Here is a 15,853-nt window from a genome sequence, read left to right on the forward strand (position 1 = left end):
CGCGACGAGCGCAGACGGACAACTTCCCCATCATACGCGACGGGGCTGCATCCGGTCCACCGTCCGATGGGCCCGACGGCCGGGCCGAAAAAGGAAGACGCCCCGACCGGAGTCGGGGCGTCTTCCGAGACGAGTGGGTCAGACCATCTTGGAGACCTGGTCGAACGACAGCTCGACCGGGGTCTCGCGCTCGAAGAGGGAGACGAGCACGGTGAGCTTGCCGCTCTCCGGCTTGATCTCGCTGATCGAACCGGGAAGACCCGCGAACGAGCCCTCCTTGATGGTGATCGTCTCGCCGATCTCGTAGTCGACCTCGGCGATGACGCGGGCCGCAGCCGGCGCTCCCTTGGAGCTGCCACCCTTGGCGGGCGCGACGTCCTCGACGACGACGAGGCTCTTCAGCATGTTGAAGGCCTCCTCGAAGCGGAGCGGGGTCGGGTTGTGGGCGTTGCCCACGAAGCCGGTGACGCCGGGCGTGTGCCGGACGACCGACCAGGTGTCTTCGTTGAGCTCCATGCGCACGAGCACGTAGCCGGGGATCCGGACGCGCGTGACCATCTTGCGCTGACCGTTCTTGATCTCGACGACGTCCTCCATCGGGACCTCGACCTGGTAGATGTCTTCTTCGACCTCGAGCGTGGACTTCCGCTGCTCGATATTGGCCTTCACCTTGCGCTCGAATCCGGCGTAGGAGTGGATGACGTACCACTTGCCCTCGAGGGCGCGGAGCTCGGCGCGGAACGCCTCGTACGGGTCTGCGTCCTCGTCGTCGGCATCCGCGTCACCCTCGAGCGGGATGTCGCCCGCTTCTTCGACCGACTCGGCGTCGTCGACGACGGATGCGGCGGCGTCGATCTCGGAGACCAGCTCCTCGTCGAGGACGGGAGCGTCGGGTTCGCCGTTGATGTCGGGACCGTCGTAGGGAGTCACTTCGTCCGCCTCCTCGGCTTCACGTTCTGCCTCTTCGTCGGCGAGCGACTCGGTGAGCACCTCGGCGGCGGCTTCGGCCTCGGCGGCCTGATCGATCTCGAGCGCGTCGTTCACGATGGCATCCGCCTCGGGGTCGTTGACGTCGACGATGTCGATCTGGTCGGCGTCGGAGTCGGTGTCCTCATCGTCGCCATCGACATCTTCGATGTGGAGGGCGGCGTGCTCAGCGGACTCGACAGAACGCTCCTCTGCGGCGAGGACGTTGCCCTCCTGGGCTTCGTCGTCTTCGCTCGACTGCTCGGCAGCGGTCGCCCAGTCGGCGTCGTCGGTGTATTTCTCAGACACTTACGTACTCTCTCGTTCGTGGCGGGGGCGAACCGCCCGCGTGCGCGATCTCAGACGGCGGGAACGCCGAAGACGACGGTCGTCAGCCAGACGAAGAGCACGTCAAGGCCGTACACCACCGCCATCATCACGATGACGAAACCGAGGACCACGCCGGTGAACTTCAGCAGTTCCTTGCGGGTCGGGGTGACGACCTTCCGGAGTTCCGCGAAGACCTGACGGATGAAGATGACGAACCGCGCGAAGACATTCGGCTTCTTCTCGCGCGCGCCGCCGCCCGTGGCGACGACCTCGCCCTTCGTTTCGTCCTGGACCATGCACCCACCTGAATCACTTAAGGGCTGCCAGCATGCGCTGGCGCGCAGGGCGGACAGGAATCGAACCTGCAACCTGCGGTTTTGGAGACCGCTGCTCTGCCAATTGAGCTACCGCCCTAGAGACCGAATGGTCTCGCGCCCGCACTCATGCCGTGTCCGTTGTCTGGGGTTACCCGTAGCCGGGCACGGCGAAAGAATGCAGACTTCAACTGCATGCTCCAGTGTACGGCATGCCCAGGGGCCTCGCGAATGCGGTCCCGCTCACTCGGTCAGGCACGGCGTGAACACGGCGACCACGATGGCGGGCCCTTCGGGCGTCAGGGTGACCACGACGTCGTGCTCTGAGATCCACGCCGACTGCTCGGATACGGCGGGCCGGATCGGCGTCCACTCCTCCGGATCGAGCGTGTCGCCGAGCGCATCGAGGATGCCGGCGGCCTCCGCCTCGTGCGCCGTGATCGACAGCGTGCCGGTCGCCGTGTACGACGTCACGGCGCCCTCGTCGTCTCCCGTGCACGCCTGATCCGCAGGAGGGGAGGTCTCCAGACTCCGGAGGATCGCCGCATCCGTCTCCCCCGCGTGCGACACCAGGTCTTCGAACACCGCCTCCGCCTCGCTCTTCACGAGCGCGGGGTCGGGGACGGCACAGCCCGCCAGAGCGATGAGAGCGGCGAGCACGAGCGGCGCGGCGAGCACCCGCTGACGCGTCACGGGCGCACCACCGGACTGACCTCGTAGGCCTCCGCGACGGGTTCGGTCACCGGTACCCCGAGGGAGGCCAGGTGGTCGAGGAACCACCCGTCGTACCATCCGTCCACATCGCACGGCGCCGAGCTGTTGGCGTACTGCCAGGCGGGGATGCCGTGCTGGTAGACCGCCCGACAGCTGGCGTCGGATTCGAGCTGAGCACCGTACGCGTCACCGTCGACGCCCACGCGTTGCGCGGCGAGGAACGCCGGGTAGAAGGTCTGGTACTGGTACCAGTGCATGACCTCGTGCACGAAGATCGCCCAGACACGCCCCTCGGTGCCGGGCTCCCAGGCGAGCATCACGGAGTTCGGGAACCGGGTATCGAAGCAGCCGCCGAGCACGAGCATGTACGGCCCGCTTCCGCCCGCCTCGTAGCCGCAGTTGTCGGTGCCGGCGTCGAACACGAGCTGCACCTGCGGTGCCCCGATCGAGTCCAGGAATGCGCGGCCGGTCGGGTCGCCGCCGGGCATCGCGGTTCCGCCCGGGTTCGGCACCGGATCGGGCGGCGCGGTCGTTCCCGTGCGCCACTGCGCAGCCTGTTCCTGCTCGGCATCCCACGATGCGCGGGCGTCGCGGTAGGCGGTCGCCTGGTCGCCGATGCGGGCGGTCGTCTCGGCGATCCGCGCGAACTCCGCATCCACCACGCTCTGCTGCGCCGCCGAGACCGTCCGCGCGGCGAGCGCCTCGGCGCGCGCGTCGAGCAGCAGGCGCGCGGTGAACGCGCCGGCGGCCCCGAGGACGAGGACGATGGCCAGGATCGTGAGGGAGACCCACACCCAGCGGCGGCGGCGCGGCGGGGGCGGACCCCACACCGCGACCGGATCGACACTCGTCTCCGCCTCTCCCGACGGCACCACTCCCGCGGCGGCGTCGGGGGCGCCCGCGACCGGGCCCGGCGCGGAGAAGAACTCCGGCCCGGGTCCGTCGCCCGAGGGGCGCTGGTCGCTCATGGGTTCATCCTGCCCTGCCCGGGCGCGCCGCGCCGCCACCGTGCGCGCGTCGGCGCGGGCAGCGTGCGCTCAGCCGGCGACGCGGACGAGCTTCTTGTTGACGAACTCGTCGGCCGCCAGCAGACCCATCTCGCGAGAGGTGCCCGAGCGCTTGACCCCGCCGAAGGGCAGTTCGGGCGAGTCGGCCAGCACGCAGTTCACGTAGACCATGCCCGCATCGATCGCGTCCGCGACACGGTCGGCCTGCTTCGGGTCGGTCGTGAATACGTACGAGCCAAGTCCGAAGCTCGTGTCGTTCGCGAGGTGCACGGCCTCTTCCTCCCCCGCGACGCGGTAGACGACGCCGGCCGGGCCGAAGAGTTCTTCGCGATACACGTCCATCTCCGGCGTGACGTCGGTGAGGACGGTCGGGGCGAAGAACGCGCCGTCGCGCGTTCCGCCGGCGACGAGCCGCGCTCCCTGCGCGACGGCCGTGTCGATCTGCTCCTGCAGGCGCTCCGCCGCCGCCACCGACGACAGCGGGCCGAGGATCGTGTCCTCCGCGAACGGGTCGCCCACCTTCGACGACGACATCGCGCGGGTGAACTTCTCGAGGAAGTCGTCGTACAGCTCGTCGGCGACGATGAATCGCTTGGGCGCGTTGCAGGACTGCCCGTTGTTGTCGAGGCGCCCGTCGACCGCGGCGGTCACCGTCGCGTCGAGGTCGGTCGTGGAGAGCACGATGAACGGATCCGATCCGCCGAGCTCGAGCGCGACCTTCTTCAGGTGCCGTCCGGCGAGTTCGGCGACGGCCGCTCCTGCACGCTCCGACCCCGTCACCGAAACCCCCTGCACGCGGCGATCGGCGATCACCGTGGCGGCCTGGTCGTTCGTCGCGTAGAGGTTCACATACGAACCCTCGGGCAGACCTGCATCCGCGTACATCTGCTCGATCGCGGCCGAGGACTCCGGGCACTGCGGCGCGTGCTTCAGCAGGATCGTGTTGCCGATCGCGAGGTTCGGCGCGGAGAACCGGGCGACCTGGTAGTACGGGAAGTTCCACGGCATGATCCCGAGCAGCACGCCGATCGGGGCCTTCCGCACGACCGCGGTTCCGTCGCCGAGGATGTCGAGCGGCTGATCGGCCGTGATGCGCTCGGCGTTGTCGGCGTAGAACTCGGTGATGTCGGCGGCGAAGTCGACCTCGCCGAGCGCCGCCTCCGTCGTCTTGCCGACCTCGCGCACGATGATCCGCGCGAGTTCATCGCGCCGCTCGCGGTGGAGCTCCGCGACGCGGCGCAGCAGCGCCGCCCGCTCCGCCACGGGGGTGTCGCGCCAGACGCGGAACGCCGCATCCGCCGCGCCGATCTTCTCCTGCAGCTCCTCGTCGGTGAGGGTCGGGTAGGTGGCCAGCGTCTCGCCCGTCGCCGGGTTCACGACCGCGTATTCGCTCATGGGGGTACTCCTCGTGGGTGGGGGTCGAGTGGATGCGTCAGCGACGCGCGCGTCGGAGGCTCGGCGGAGCATCCAACGAGAGGGTCTTGCCGCGGAAGAAGTCGGGGCGCACGACGGACTGCCAGATCATGATGGCGACGCCGAGCAGGATCACGGTGACCCCGAGGATGAACACGAGGCCGAGGTCGCCGATGCGGGAGCCGCTGCCGTAGTCGGGGTCCATGCTGTCGATCAGCGTGCGCACGAACAGCACCGCGAGGATGACGCCGCCGATCAGCGGGAAGAGGAACGTGAAGAAGACGTTCCGCACGGAGTCGAACCATTGCTTGCGGAAGTACCAGACGCAGGCGAAGGCCGTGATCCCGTAGTAGAAGCAGATCATCATGCCGAGTGCGGTGATGGTGTCCCAGAGCACGTTCTCGCTGACGAAGCGCATGACGGCGTAGAACGCGGATGCCACGACGGCCGAGACGATCGTCGCGTACCCGGGCGTGAAGAACCGCGGATTGACCTTCGCGAACGCCGGCGGAAGTGCGCCGTAGTGTCCCATGGCGAGAAGCGTCCGCGCGGGCGAGACGAAGGTCGACTGCAACGACGACGCCGAACTCGTCAGCACCGCGAGCGAGACGAGGAACGCGAGTGGTCCGAGGATCGGACCGGACAGCGCGAAGAAGACGTTGCTCTGGATGTCTTCGTTGCCGAGCCCGAACTCCCCGTCACCCACTCCCGCGTACATGATCAGCGCGACCGCCAGCAGCAGGTAGAGCGCGACGATGATGACCACGGTGAGGGTGGCGGCGCGCCCCGGCGTCTTGTCGGGGTCCTTCGTCTCCTCGTTCATCGTGAGGGTGACGTCCCACCCCCAGAAGATGAAGATCGACAGGGAGAGGCCCGCGACGAGCGCCGTCACCGACGACACCGCGAACGGGTCGAACCAGGCGATGTCGAACGGGGTCGCATCGAACGCGGAGCCGTTCAGGGTGGCGACGATCGCGGCACCCGCGAAGAACACCAGCACGATCACCTGGAACCCGACCAGGAAGTACTGCAGCTTCTGCGTGGTCTGCATGTCGCGGTACGACACCAGCGTCGCCGCCAGCATGAACAGGAGACAGACCGCCACGTTGATGAACGGGTTGAACGCCAGGTCGGCGATCGAGGGGTTGTTCGTGATCTGCGCGATCAGGAGGAACAGGAACTCCACGGCGATGCCGGCCAGGTTCGAGAGCACCAGGATGGTGGCGGCGATGAGGCCCCAGCCCGCCATCCAGCCGATCCAGGGGCCGAAGGCGCGCGTCGCCCACGTGAACGAGGTACCCGAGTCGGGCATCCGGTTGTTCAGCTCGCGATAGCCGAACGCGACCAGCAGCATCGGGATGAAGCCGACGAGCATGATCGCCGGCACCTGCACGCCGACCTCGGACACGGTCGGGCCGAGCGCCGCGGTCAGCGTGTAGGCGGGGGCGATACAGGAGATGCCGATGACAATGGCACCGATGAGGCCCACCGTTCCGGCGCTCAGTCCCTTGCTGGAGAGCCCGCCGGTCTCTTCGGACACGGGAACCTGTCGTTCGGGTGCACTCATGATCGGGCTCCTTCTCCGCCGCGCGTACGCGGAACGACCACCATCGGAACGGGCAGAACGTGCAGCATCTTGGCCGCCGTCGACCCGAGGAACAGGCGTCGCGGCTGGGCGAGTCGGCTCGAACCGACCATCGCGATCTCGCCGGGCAGCCAGTCGATGCGCTGCACGGCCTCCTCGATGCTGTCACCGGTCGCGGTGACGACATCGGCCTCGACATCGGCGGGAAGCGCGGCGCGCGCCTGGGCGAGCACGGCGTCGGCGTGGGTTTCGCCGGTCAGACGGATGACGCCGGTGTCGACGCCCGCGGGCAGATCGACGGTGGCGAGCGACAGGAGCCGGAGCGTTGCGCCGGTCGCTGCGGCGAGGGCGACCGCCTCCGCGAGCAGCACGTCGCCTCCCGGGCGGGTGCCGACGGCGGCCGTGACGCGGGACACACCCTCGGCGACGTCGACCTCACGCGCCCCCTCGGGGGCGAGGACGACGGGCACATCGGAGTAGTGCATGAGTTCGCTGGCGACCGTGCCCAAGCGGTGGCGGCCGCTGAGTCCGCCGTTGGCCGCTCCCACGACGATGTACGAGGCATCGAACTCGCCCGCCGCCGCCACGAGTCCCTCGGCGAACGACTCGGCGTGCCGAACGTGCCCGTGGTGGCGCACCGCATCCGACACCGTCTCGCGCGCCCGCTGCAACCACTCCGCCGCGGTATCGCGAAGGTGCCGGTTGTAGCTGGCGGCGGGTGGGGTGATCACCGAACGGTCCTCGTTCGGCAGCACCATGACGACGTCGAGGACGGATGCGGAGGCCGCCGCCATCCGGACGCCGAGGGCCAGCGCATCGGCGCCGGCGTCGGTCGCGGTGTAGCCGACGACGATGCGGCCGCTCACGCGCGCAGCTCCCCGACGATGTTCTCGGCGGCCAGGCGCCCCATCCGGATCGCGCCGTCGACGTGCTGGTAGCCGGCGCCGGCGAGGTCGCTGCACGCGAAGTGCATCGGACCGACGGGTGTGCGGAGGTCGGCGCCGTAGCGGTGCAGTCCGCCGAGGTCGAAGCTCGCCGCGTACGCACCGCGGGTCCATTCCTCGCTCCCCCAGTCGCTCTCGTAGTAGACGACCGTGTTCTTCGCTTCGGGCCCGTAGTAGTGCGAGAGCGATTCGAGGATGCGGTCCTTGCGCTCCTCCGCGCTCAGCCGGAAGACGTCGTCGGCGTGCTGGTCCGAGACGAAGCCGACCAGCGTGCCGCGTTCGTCCTCGTGGTTCGTGTTGTCGTAGGCCTCGTGCACGAGTTCGTACGGGCTGAAGGCCGTCGCCGACAGGCCCTGCTCACGCCAGAACGGGCGGTCGTACACGGCGTGCACCTTGATGACGAAGCCCATCGACAGGTGCTGGTGCATCTGGTGCTGCAGCCGGGGCAGGGCGGGAACGAACGAGATCCGGTCGTAGAGCACCGGTGCGAGGGCGAGGATCACGCGGCGACCGCGCACCGTCATGCCGTCGGCGACGACGGTCGCACCCTCGTCGCTCCACTCGATCGAGCGCACCGGCTGATTCAGGTAGACGTCATCACCCAGCCGCTCGGCGAGCAGCTGCGGCACCTGCTGCAGGCCGCCGACCACGCGCTTGTCGAGGATGAAGTCCGCGTCGACGAGGTGGGAGAAGCTGCCGGCGCTCGCCGCCATGAGGAGCGCCTGCAGCGTGGAGAACGTGTGCGCGGGCTTCGTGAGCATGGCGCCGGCGATGAACAGTGCGATGTTCTGCACGGCTTCGGCGTCGTCGGTCTGCTCTTCGAGCCAGGACTGGAATGAGACGCGGTCGAGGGCCTCAGCGTCGGGCGTCTCCCAGGGGCGGTCGGGGTCGACCTGGGCGACCAGCGCATCGAGTCGGTCGATGAGGTCGACCATGATCTTCTCGGTCTCGGGGGCGACCGGGAAGATATCGCCGGTGAAGCGGGTCAGGGCGCCGTTCGGTCCGATGTAGACGCTCTCGCCGTCGCGGTACCGGCTGTAGGTCTCCAGGCCCAGGTCGGCGACGGTGTCGATCAGCGCGTGCTGGTCGGGTGAGACCCACTGTCCGCCGATCTCGAGCATTGCACCGTCGATGACGTCGGTCCACAGGCGCCCGCCGACGCGGTCGCGCGCCTCGAGCACCGCGACCGAGAGGCCGGCCTTCCGCAACTCGTTGGCGGCGGTGAGGCCCGCGGCCCCCGCGCCGACGATGACGACATCTCTTGTGATCTCACTCATACTGACTCCTTCGTCTCGGGTGCCCCGTCGCGGACGGGGCAGGGTGTTCGTCAGTTGTCGGCCAGGGCCGCGGCGACGACATCGAGGCCGTCGTTCAAGAGGTCGTCGCCGATCGACAGCGGCGGCAGGAAACGGATGACGTTACCGTACGTACCGCACGTCAGCACGATGACGCCCTGCGCGATCGAGGCCTTGGCGACGGATGCGGCGAGCGCCGCATCCGGTTCTCCGGTCTCGGCGTCGATGAACTCAGCCGCGACCATCGCGCCTTTGCCGCGCACGTCGCCGATCCGCGGGTCGCTCGCCTGCAGCTCCCGGAGGCGCCCCGTGAGGATCTCACCGACCTCGCGCGCGCGTTCCAGCAGCCCGTCGTTCTCGAAGACGTCGATCGCGGCGAGCGCCGCGGCGCAGGCGATGGGGTTACCGCCGTACGTGCCGCCGAGGCCGCCGGCGTGGGACGCGTCCATGATCTCGGCGCGCCCCGTGACGGCGGCGAGCGGGAGTCCGGCGGCGATGCCCTTCGCGGTCGTCACGAGGTCCGGCACGATGCCGAACACGTCGCTCGCGAACATCTCGCCCGTGCGGGCGAACCCGCTCTGCACCTCGTCGGCGATGAAGACGACGTTGTTCGCCCGGCACCACTCGACGAGCGCCTCGAGGAATCCCTCGGCGGGCACGATGAAGCCGCCCTCGCCCTGGATCGGCTCGATGACGATCGCCGCCAGGTTGTCGGCGCCGACCTGCTTCTCCATCATCGTGATCGCGCGGCGTGCCGCATCCGGGCCGCTGAGCCCATCGCGGAAGGGGTACGACAGCGGGGCGCGGTAGATCTCACCGGCGAAGGGACCGAAGCCGCTCTTGTACGGCATGGCCTTCGCGGTGAGCGCCATCGTGAGGTTGGTGCGACCGTGGTACCCGTGGTCGAAGGCGACGACCGCGGGCTTGCCGGTGTACTTGCGGGCGATCTTGACGGCGTTCTCGACCGCTTCGGCACCGGAATTGAAAAGCGCGGTCTTCTTCACGTGATCGCCGGGGGTCAGGCGGTTGAGGGCCTCCGCGACGGCGACGTACGACTCGTACGGCGAGATCATGAAGCACGTGTGGGTGAACTGCGCGGCCTGCGCCTGCACGGCGGCGACGACCTTCGGATGCGCGTTTCCGACCGTCGTCACGGCGATTCCAGAGCCCAGGTCGATGAGCGAGTTGCCGTCGGCGTCGACGACGATGCCGCCACCCGCGGCGACCGCCTGGATCGGAACGGTGTGCCCGACGCCCGCGGGGACCGCATCCGCCTTGCGAGCGAGGAGTTCCTGCGACCGCGGACCGGGGATGGCGGTGACGAGACGGCGCTCCTGAACGAGCGAGGGTCCGCCGAGCGGCACGGCGGTGGCGTCGATGAGGGTCATGGCCGCGAGCGTATGGCCGGCGCCGAGCGCGACGCACTCGCCAGTTCGTATACGCTGCGTTGCGGATGCGCCACGATGTACACCGCCGTGTGTCGTACGCGCGCCTCCGACCGAGGGGAACACCCATGACCGCACCGCCGGTGGAGAAGCCGACACTCGACACTCTGCTCGCCCGCACCGATCTGCACCTGCGGCTCGAGTACGAGGGGGCGGACGGATCGCTCGACCGGCGCATCCGCGGCGTGCACAGTTCGGATCTTCCCGACCCGACACCGTTCCTCTCGCAGGATCTCGCCCTGCTGACCACCGGCACGCAGTTCGTCGCCGTCGACGACCCGGGCCCCTACGACGAGTACGTCCAACGGCTGCGGACGCGCGGCGTCGCTGCGCTCGGCTTCGGCACCGAGGTCGTCCGGGACGGCATCCCCGCGCCGCTCGCCGACGCGTGCCGTGCGCACGGCCTGGCCCTGTTCGAAGTGCCGTACCTGACGCCGTTCATCGCGGTGGCTCGCGCGAACAGCGAGACGATCGCCGCCGAGCAGTACGCCCGTCGCAGCTGGGCGCTCGCGGCGGGCCGCGCTCTGTCGCTCGCGGCGCTCCGGGCAGACGGGCTGTCGGCCACCCTCGACGAGCTCTCCCGCCAGCTGGACTGCTGGGTGGGGCTGTTCAACGCGACGGGAACGCTCGCGCACGAGCGCCCCGAGGGGGGGCTCGCCGCATCCGTCGCCGCGCAGTTGCGCACCGAAGTGGGAACGGTGCTGCGGCGCGGGGCGCGGGCAGGTTCCGCCCTCCGGATCGACGACGTGCCGTTCACGCTGCAGACGCTCGGGCGCGGCGGCCACCTCCGGGGGGCGATCGCCATCGCCTCGGGCGACCTCGACCAGGAGGCCCGCGGCGTCGTCACGACGGTCGTCGCGATGGCCGGACTCGCGCTCGAGCAGCAGCGGAGCCTCGTCGACGCGCACACCGCGCTGCGGGCGGGACTCGCCGCATCCGTCGCCGTCGATGAGTCGACCCTTCCGCGCCGCGTCGCGCGCGCCGTCTGGGGCGGCTTTCCCGCCGCACCGGTCGTCGTCGGGCTGGCCGGACCGGAGGTGCTGCGCCGCGACGACGCGCTCGCGTGGCTGGAAACCACGGCAGCGGAGACCGGCGGCGGGTTGTTCTTCGGCGGAGCGGCCGGTGGGATGCTGCTGCTCGTGGGCGCGGACCGCCACCACCTGCTCGGCGAGTTCGCCGAGCGCTTCGAGATCTCGGTGGGGGCGTCCGAGCCGACCACGCTCGACGCCGTTTCTGCGGGGATCGCTCAAGCGCGGGTGGCACGCGAGCGTGGCGGCAGCGGGCTGAGCGATTTCGCGGCCGTGCGCGGCAGCATCCTGAGCGTGATCGCCGAGGAGCGCACCCGGGTGCTCGCCGCCGCCGAGCTCGCACCGTTAGTGGCCCACGACGACGCGGAGGGCACGCGCCTGGTTGCCACGCTTCGCGCCTGGCTCGACAACGACGCGTCGCACGAGTCCGCCGCCCGGGCACTGGGCGTCCACCGCCACACGGTGCGGGCGCGCCTGGCGCTCGTGGAACAGGTGCTCGGCCGTGACCTCGCCTCGTTCGCCGCCCGCGCCGAGCTGTGGTTGGCGTTGCAGTCGTTGGGATGACGCGGGGCCCGGGTGGCGCCGTCTAGCGGCCGGCCGCCATTCGGGGCCAGGATGAATCGCACGCTTCCATCGACCGAGTGAGGAGTGACACCGCCATGACCCACCGACGAGCGTGGTCCGCGCGAGCGGCAGCAGCTGTCCTGCTCAGCGCCGCCACCTTGGTACTCGTTCTCCCCACCGACGCCGTCGCGTACGACGACACGGCGCCTCCTGACGTCGTCTCGGCATTCGACCCGTCACCCCAAGATCCCGATGTGCCCGATGTCATCCGGTACAGCGAACCTCGGCCCGTGCATGCCGTCCGCCAGGAATACCTCCAGAACACGTCCGTCAATCCACTGGGCGAGGTAGAGGAATGGATCGCTGTCGCGTACGGCAACGACGATGCCCCGATCGGCACAACGGCCGCTTCCCCCGATGGTGACGGATGGTTGCTGAGCCCGCTGGACACCCGCCCGGATTTCACACGCCTCGTGGAGAACCATCTGTCCGGCGAGTTCCTCGAGCTACCGATGAACGGCGGCGCCTTCTACGCCGTCGACGGGGCGACACTCGTCGGCCTGAACGAACCCGCGCGCGAGATCGCCGAGCAGCCGCGGCTCGCGTCTGAGGCGCGAGCCGACATCGCCGAAGCGTACTCACGCTCGTCGGGGCAAGCTGACCGCTTCGAGTTCGGAAGCAGCGCTTACATGCTCCCGGCTGCGTTGCTCGCGATCCTCGCAGCAGTCGCGATCGGGGCATTCAGCGTCTACCTCCGTCGCAGCACACGAGTGTGAGCTCTGCGTTCAACGCGTGGCCCCCGGCCATCGTTCGGTCCGATTGAGTGCCGCGGCGCCCGGATCGAAAGCGCTGAGGCGTTATGGGGCAGGAGACCCCTCACTGCGCACCCAGCCGTTGGAGTCGCGGGACCAGCGCCACTGCTGGCGCGGCCCGCTCCACTCGCGGGCGACGTCGCCGAGCCACAGGGTCGAATCGGGGCCCCACCCTCCGATGACGGAGCCGTACTCCGCGTCGATCTCGATCAACCGCGTCGATGCCGAAAGATATCCCAGCGTCGTGAGGTGCACAGCATCCCACCGCTCGGCGACGCGCTGCCAGTCGGGGATGAGCCACCTGCCTACCCTGCCCGTCACACGGAACCAGTCGTGCCGCCGGGATGCGGACACCTCCATCGGGTACTCACGGCAGAGGTCAGCCCAATCCGCGACCGATCGGATCTCGAGCGTCGAGCCCGATCCGCGTACCGGGATGACCGTCGCGATCTCCCAGCCGAGCGGATCCTCCACACGCTCCAACGCGGACACAACGCTTCCGCGAGTCGAGAGGAGCCGCTGCGGTACCGACCACCACGTTCCGACCAGTTGGCGTATGGGTCCGCCGGTCGGTCTCGTGCGGATCTCTCCTCATCCGCTCGCTGCTCCCGAGTCCACGCTTCGAGATCACGAGCAGGCGTGGTCTCCAGCGGTGCACTGTCGGCCACGGGAGACCACTCAACTGCCCACTGCTCCGCTCCCCGCGCGGCGGTGATGGTCGGCAGCGCCCGCGCGATTAGCTCGGCGACCGGACGGAGCGCCTCTTCCACCCTCGGGAGCGAGGCGACCGCATCCGTCCCGTCCGGCTCCTGCCAGTACCGAGCCGCATCGACCGTGGCACGGAAAGCCAGGCGCACCTGATCATCCTGCGCTGACGAGAGGTCGACACGACCGATCAGCGCCGCGATCTCATCCCCGGTGAAACTGGGGTCCTCGGAGTCATCGAGGTCCGTCGCCCCGATCCTGATGATCGTCCCCGGATTCGGGTCGAGCCCATGGGCGGCCCAGAACATAGCCGACTGCAGCGGTTCGTCCACTCCGCGGACGTACTCCAGACAAAGGCGACGCCCCCGCGGGCCGCTGAGCAGCAGGTGAGCGATATGTGGCACGTCCCCAATCTGCCGGATGCCGGCGGCGGATTCCACATCCGCCGCTGCCGAATCCCGCATCCTGAGCTCATGTCCCGATATTTGCGGAGCGTGTCCCACTTTTTGTCGCTATGAGTCCGGGATAGCGGCAAAAACTGGGACATGCCGGGAGGTGCTGGGACACGGAGTATCGTTCGCTCATGCTTCCGATCGAAAACCTCCTGGCGTTCATCCTCGCGTCGGTGGTCATCATCGTGATTCCCGGCCCGAGCGTGCTGTTCGTGATCGGGAGGTCGATCGCTCTCGGCCGCCGCGCCGGCGTGCTCAGCGTCGTCGGCAATGCGCTGGGCACGATCCCCGCGGTGCTCGCGGTCGCCTTCGGTGTCGGCGCGATCGTCGCGTCTTCCGTGGCGGCGTTCACCGTGATCAAGATCGCGGGTGCGGCATACCTCGTCTACCTCGGCATCCACGCCATCCGCCATCGGAACGCGCACGTGCCGGGAGCAGAAATCGCCCCCCGTTCCGCCCGCACACTCCTCGCGCAGGGCTTCATCGTCGGGCTGACCAACCCCAAGACGATCGCCTTCTTCGTCGCCGTGCTGCCGCAGTTCGTCTCCCCCGCGGCGGGTGCCGTGTGGGCGCAGCTTCTGCTGCTGGGCATCACCTTCCAGCTCCTCGCCCTCGCGTGCGACAGCGTGTGGGCCGTCGCCGCCGGCACCGCCCGCACCTGGTTCGCGCGGTCGCCGCGACGCATCTCGACGCTGTCCGGCGCCGGCGGGGTCATGATGATCGGGCTCGGCGGCACCCTCGCCCTGACCGGGGCGAAGAGCTGACCCCGCCGCGCTGAGTCGGGCCCCGCTCAGACCGGCGCGTGCGCGGCGAGGAACTCGTACACCTCGGTCGTATCGACGCCGGGGAACGCGCCGGTCGGCAAGGTCGCCAGCAGCGTTCGCGGCGTCCGCACGTTCGGCCACGAGTTCTCTCGCCACGCCGCCTCGAGATCGGCCGGCGCGCGACGGCAGCAGACCTCGACCGAGTGCTTCGAGACGCCGCGGTTCGGGGTGTCTCGACCGAGGAACCACTTGGTGTCGTCGAAGCGCACGCCGACGCTCACCGAATGCTGGCCCTCGCTCGAGTTCTCCACACGCGCCGTGCACCAGTACGTGCCGTTGCCGGTGTCGGTGTACTGGTAGTACGGATTGAACCGGTCATCGACGTCGAACACGACCCGGCTCGTCCAGCGGCGGCAGCACAACTGCCCCTCGATCGCTCCCAGCCGGTCGGCGGGGAAGTTCACGTCGTCGTTCTCGTAAGCCTTCGTGATCGTGCCCGACTCGTGCACCTTCAAGAAGTGCACCGGGATGCCGAGGTGCACGCTCGCGAGATTCGTGAAGCGGTGGGCGGCGGTCTCGTACGACACCGAATACAGGTCGCGGAGATCCTCGATCGAGATCGCCCGGTCGGCTTTCGCTTCGGCGAGGAACGGCACAACATGGGCCTCGGGGATCAGCATCGCGCCGGTGAGGTAGTTCGTTTCGACGCGCTGCCGCAAGAACTCGGCGTAGCTCGTCGGCTCCCGATGCCCCAGGATGCGGCTCGCGAGCGCCTGCAGCACGGCCGTGCGCGAGTCGCCCTTCTGCGTGACCTTGCTCGAGAGATAGAGCCGGCCGTGGGCGAGGTCGGCAACGCTCCGGGTGGTCTGCGGCAGATCGGCGACGTAGTGCAGTGTGAACCCGAGATGCGCCGCGATGTCGCTCGCGGAGCGCTGCGTGAGCGGCCCGCCGGGATGGCCGACCGCATCCAGGATGCGGCGTGCCTGCTCCTCGAGGTCGGGGAAGTAGTTGTTCTGCTGCCGCATGAGGTGACGGAGGTCGACGTTCGCGCGCCGCGCCTCCTCGGGCGTCGCGGCGCGTTCGTCGCGGAGGCGTTCGATCTCGCCCTGCAACGCCAGCATGGCGCGAAGCGCGTCATCCGGCACCGACTTGCCGACCCGGAACGGCGCGATCCCGAGGGCCTGGAAGGTCTGCCCGCGCATCGCCCGCTCCAGCGAGATCTCCAGGGACGCGCGCTCGTCCAACGGTTCGGCCTCGAGCAGCGCATCGATCGTCGATCCGAGCGCCTTCGCGATCGACCGGAGAAGAGTGAGCTTGGGCTCCCGCTTGCCGTTCTCGATCATCGACAGCTGGCTCGGGGCACGGTCGACCGCGGCCGAGAGCTCGTCGAGGGTCATCCCTCGCTGCGCACGCAACTGCCGGATGCGGCGTCCGATGGTCAGCGCGTCGGCTTCGGCATCCTCGCCATGCAGATCTTCTGTGATCGTCATGGACCGGATTGTGCCACGAGAACAG

General features: G+C 69.2%; 14 protein-coding genes and 1 tRNA gene. 3 read left to right on the forward strand and 12 right to left on the reverse strand.

From position 1 onward, the window contains the following. Window positions 1-138: 138 nt before the first annotated feature. The 10 genes from nusG to gabT form a co-directional block, all read right to left on the reverse strand. Window positions 139-1,275: a transcription termination/antitermination protein NusG gene (gene nusG / locus LMI96_RS12085; protein WP_228361647.1), complete on the reverse strand. Its 1,137-nt coding sequence runs from the start codon at window positions 1,273-1,275 to the stop codon at window positions 139-141. Window positions 1,276-1,325: 50 nt separating this feature from the next. After that, window positions 1,326-1,592 carry a preprotein translocase subunit SecE gene (gene secE, locus LMI96_RS12090; protein ID WP_223722757.1) on the reverse strand — a complete coding sequence of 89 codons (267 nt, stop codon included), beginning with the start codon at window positions 1,590-1,592 and terminating at the stop codon, window positions 1,326-1,328. Window positions 1,593-1,637: 45 nt separating this feature from the next. Further along, a tRNA-Trp gene (locus LMI96_RS12095) sits at window positions 1,638-1,710 on the reverse strand. Between the two features lie 143 nt (window positions 1,711-1,853). Next, window positions 1,854-2,303, reverse strand: a complete 450-nt coding sequence (locus LMI96_RS12100; protein ID WP_228361648.1) for a hypothetical protein — start codon at window positions 2,301-2,303, stop codon at window positions 1,854-1,856. Then, complete coding sequence (locus LMI96_RS12105) at window positions 2,300-3,292, reverse strand: hypothetical protein (protein WP_228361649.1); 993 nt, start codon at window positions 3,290-3,292, stop codon at window positions 2,300-2,302. The genes LMI96_RS12100 and LMI96_RS12105 overlap by 4 nt, the downstream gene beginning before the upstream one ends. A gap of 69 nt (window positions 3,293-3,361) precedes the next feature. Further along, window positions 3,362-4,726 (reverse strand): NAD-dependent succinate-semialdehyde dehydrogenase, encoded by a 1,365-nt coding sequence (locus LMI96_RS12110; RefSeq protein ID WP_228361650.1) that lies wholly within the window; start codon window positions 4,724-4,726, stop codon window positions 3,362-3,364. 37 nt (window positions 4,727-4,763) lie between these two features. After that, complete coding sequence (locus LMI96_RS12115) at window positions 4,764-6,311, reverse strand: APC family permease (RefSeq protein ID WP_228361651.1); 1,548 nt, start codon at window positions 6,309-6,311, stop codon at window positions 4,764-4,766. After that, window positions 6,308-7,195, reverse strand: coding sequence for a universal stress protein (locus LMI96_RS12120; RefSeq protein ID WP_228361652.1), 888 nt, complete (start codon window positions 7,193-7,195; stop codon window positions 6,308-6,310). Before LMI96_RS12120 ends, LMI96_RS12115 begins: the two co-directional genes overlap by 4 nt. Beyond that, window positions 7,192-8,550 (reverse strand): NAD(P)/FAD-dependent oxidoreductase, encoded by a 1,359-nt coding sequence (locus LMI96_RS12125; RefSeq protein WP_228361653.1) that lies wholly within the window; start codon window positions 8,548-8,550, stop codon window positions 7,192-7,194. The genes LMI96_RS12120 and LMI96_RS12125 overlap by 4 nt, the downstream gene beginning before the upstream one ends. Before the next feature lie 50 nt (window positions 8,551-8,600). Next, window positions 8,601-9,956, reverse strand: coding sequence for a 4-aminobutyrate--2-oxoglutarate transaminase (gene gabT / locus LMI96_RS12130; RefSeq protein WP_228361654.1), 1,356 nt, complete (start codon window positions 9,954-9,956; stop codon window positions 8,601-8,603). Window positions 9,957-10,081: 125 nt separating this feature from the next. On the opposite strand from gabT, the gene LMI96_RS12135 reads away from it, so the two are divergent. Continuing rightward, window positions 10,082-11,605: a PucR family transcriptional regulator gene (locus LMI96_RS12135; protein ID WP_228361655.1), complete on the forward strand. Its 1,524-nt coding sequence runs from the start codon at window positions 10,082-10,084 to the stop codon at window positions 11,603-11,605. 95 nt (window positions 11,606-11,700) lie between these two features. Further along, complete coding sequence (locus LMI96_RS12140; protein ID WP_228361656.1) at window positions 11,701-12,381, forward strand: hypothetical protein; 681 nt, start codon at window positions 11,701-11,703, stop codon at window positions 12,379-12,381. A gap of 81 nt (window positions 12,382-12,462) precedes the next feature. Here the strand turns inward: LMI96_RS12140 and LMI96_RS12145 are convergent, their stop codons facing one another. Further along, a complete protein-coding gene (locus tag LMI96_RS12145; protein WP_228361657.1) occupies window positions 12,463-12,909 on the reverse strand; it encodes a hypothetical protein in 447 nt (148 codons plus the stop codon). A gap of 796 nt (window positions 12,910-13,705) precedes the next feature. On the opposite strand from LMI96_RS12145, the gene LMI96_RS12150 reads away from it, so the two are divergent. Further along, the gene (locus LMI96_RS12150; protein WP_223722748.1) at window positions 13,706-14,338 is read left to right on the forward strand and encodes a LysE family translocator; all 633 of its coding nucleotides are present in this window, start codon (window positions 13,706-13,708) and stop codon (window positions 14,336-14,338) included. Window positions 14,339-14,364: 26 nt separating this feature from the next. Here LMI96_RS12150 and LMI96_RS12155 read toward each other — a convergent pair whose 3' ends face one another. Next, window positions 14,365-15,828: a helix-turn-helix transcriptional regulator gene (locus LMI96_RS12155; RefSeq protein ID WP_223722747.1), complete on the reverse strand. Its 1,464-nt coding sequence runs from the start codon at window positions 15,826-15,828 to the stop codon at window positions 14,365-14,367. Window positions 15,829-15,853: the final 25 nt, after the last annotated feature.

Source organism: Microbacterium sp. cx-59 (assembly GCF_020805625.1).
Classification (GTDB): Bacteria; Actinomycetota; Actinomycetes; order Actinomycetales; family Microbacteriaceae; genus Microbacterium.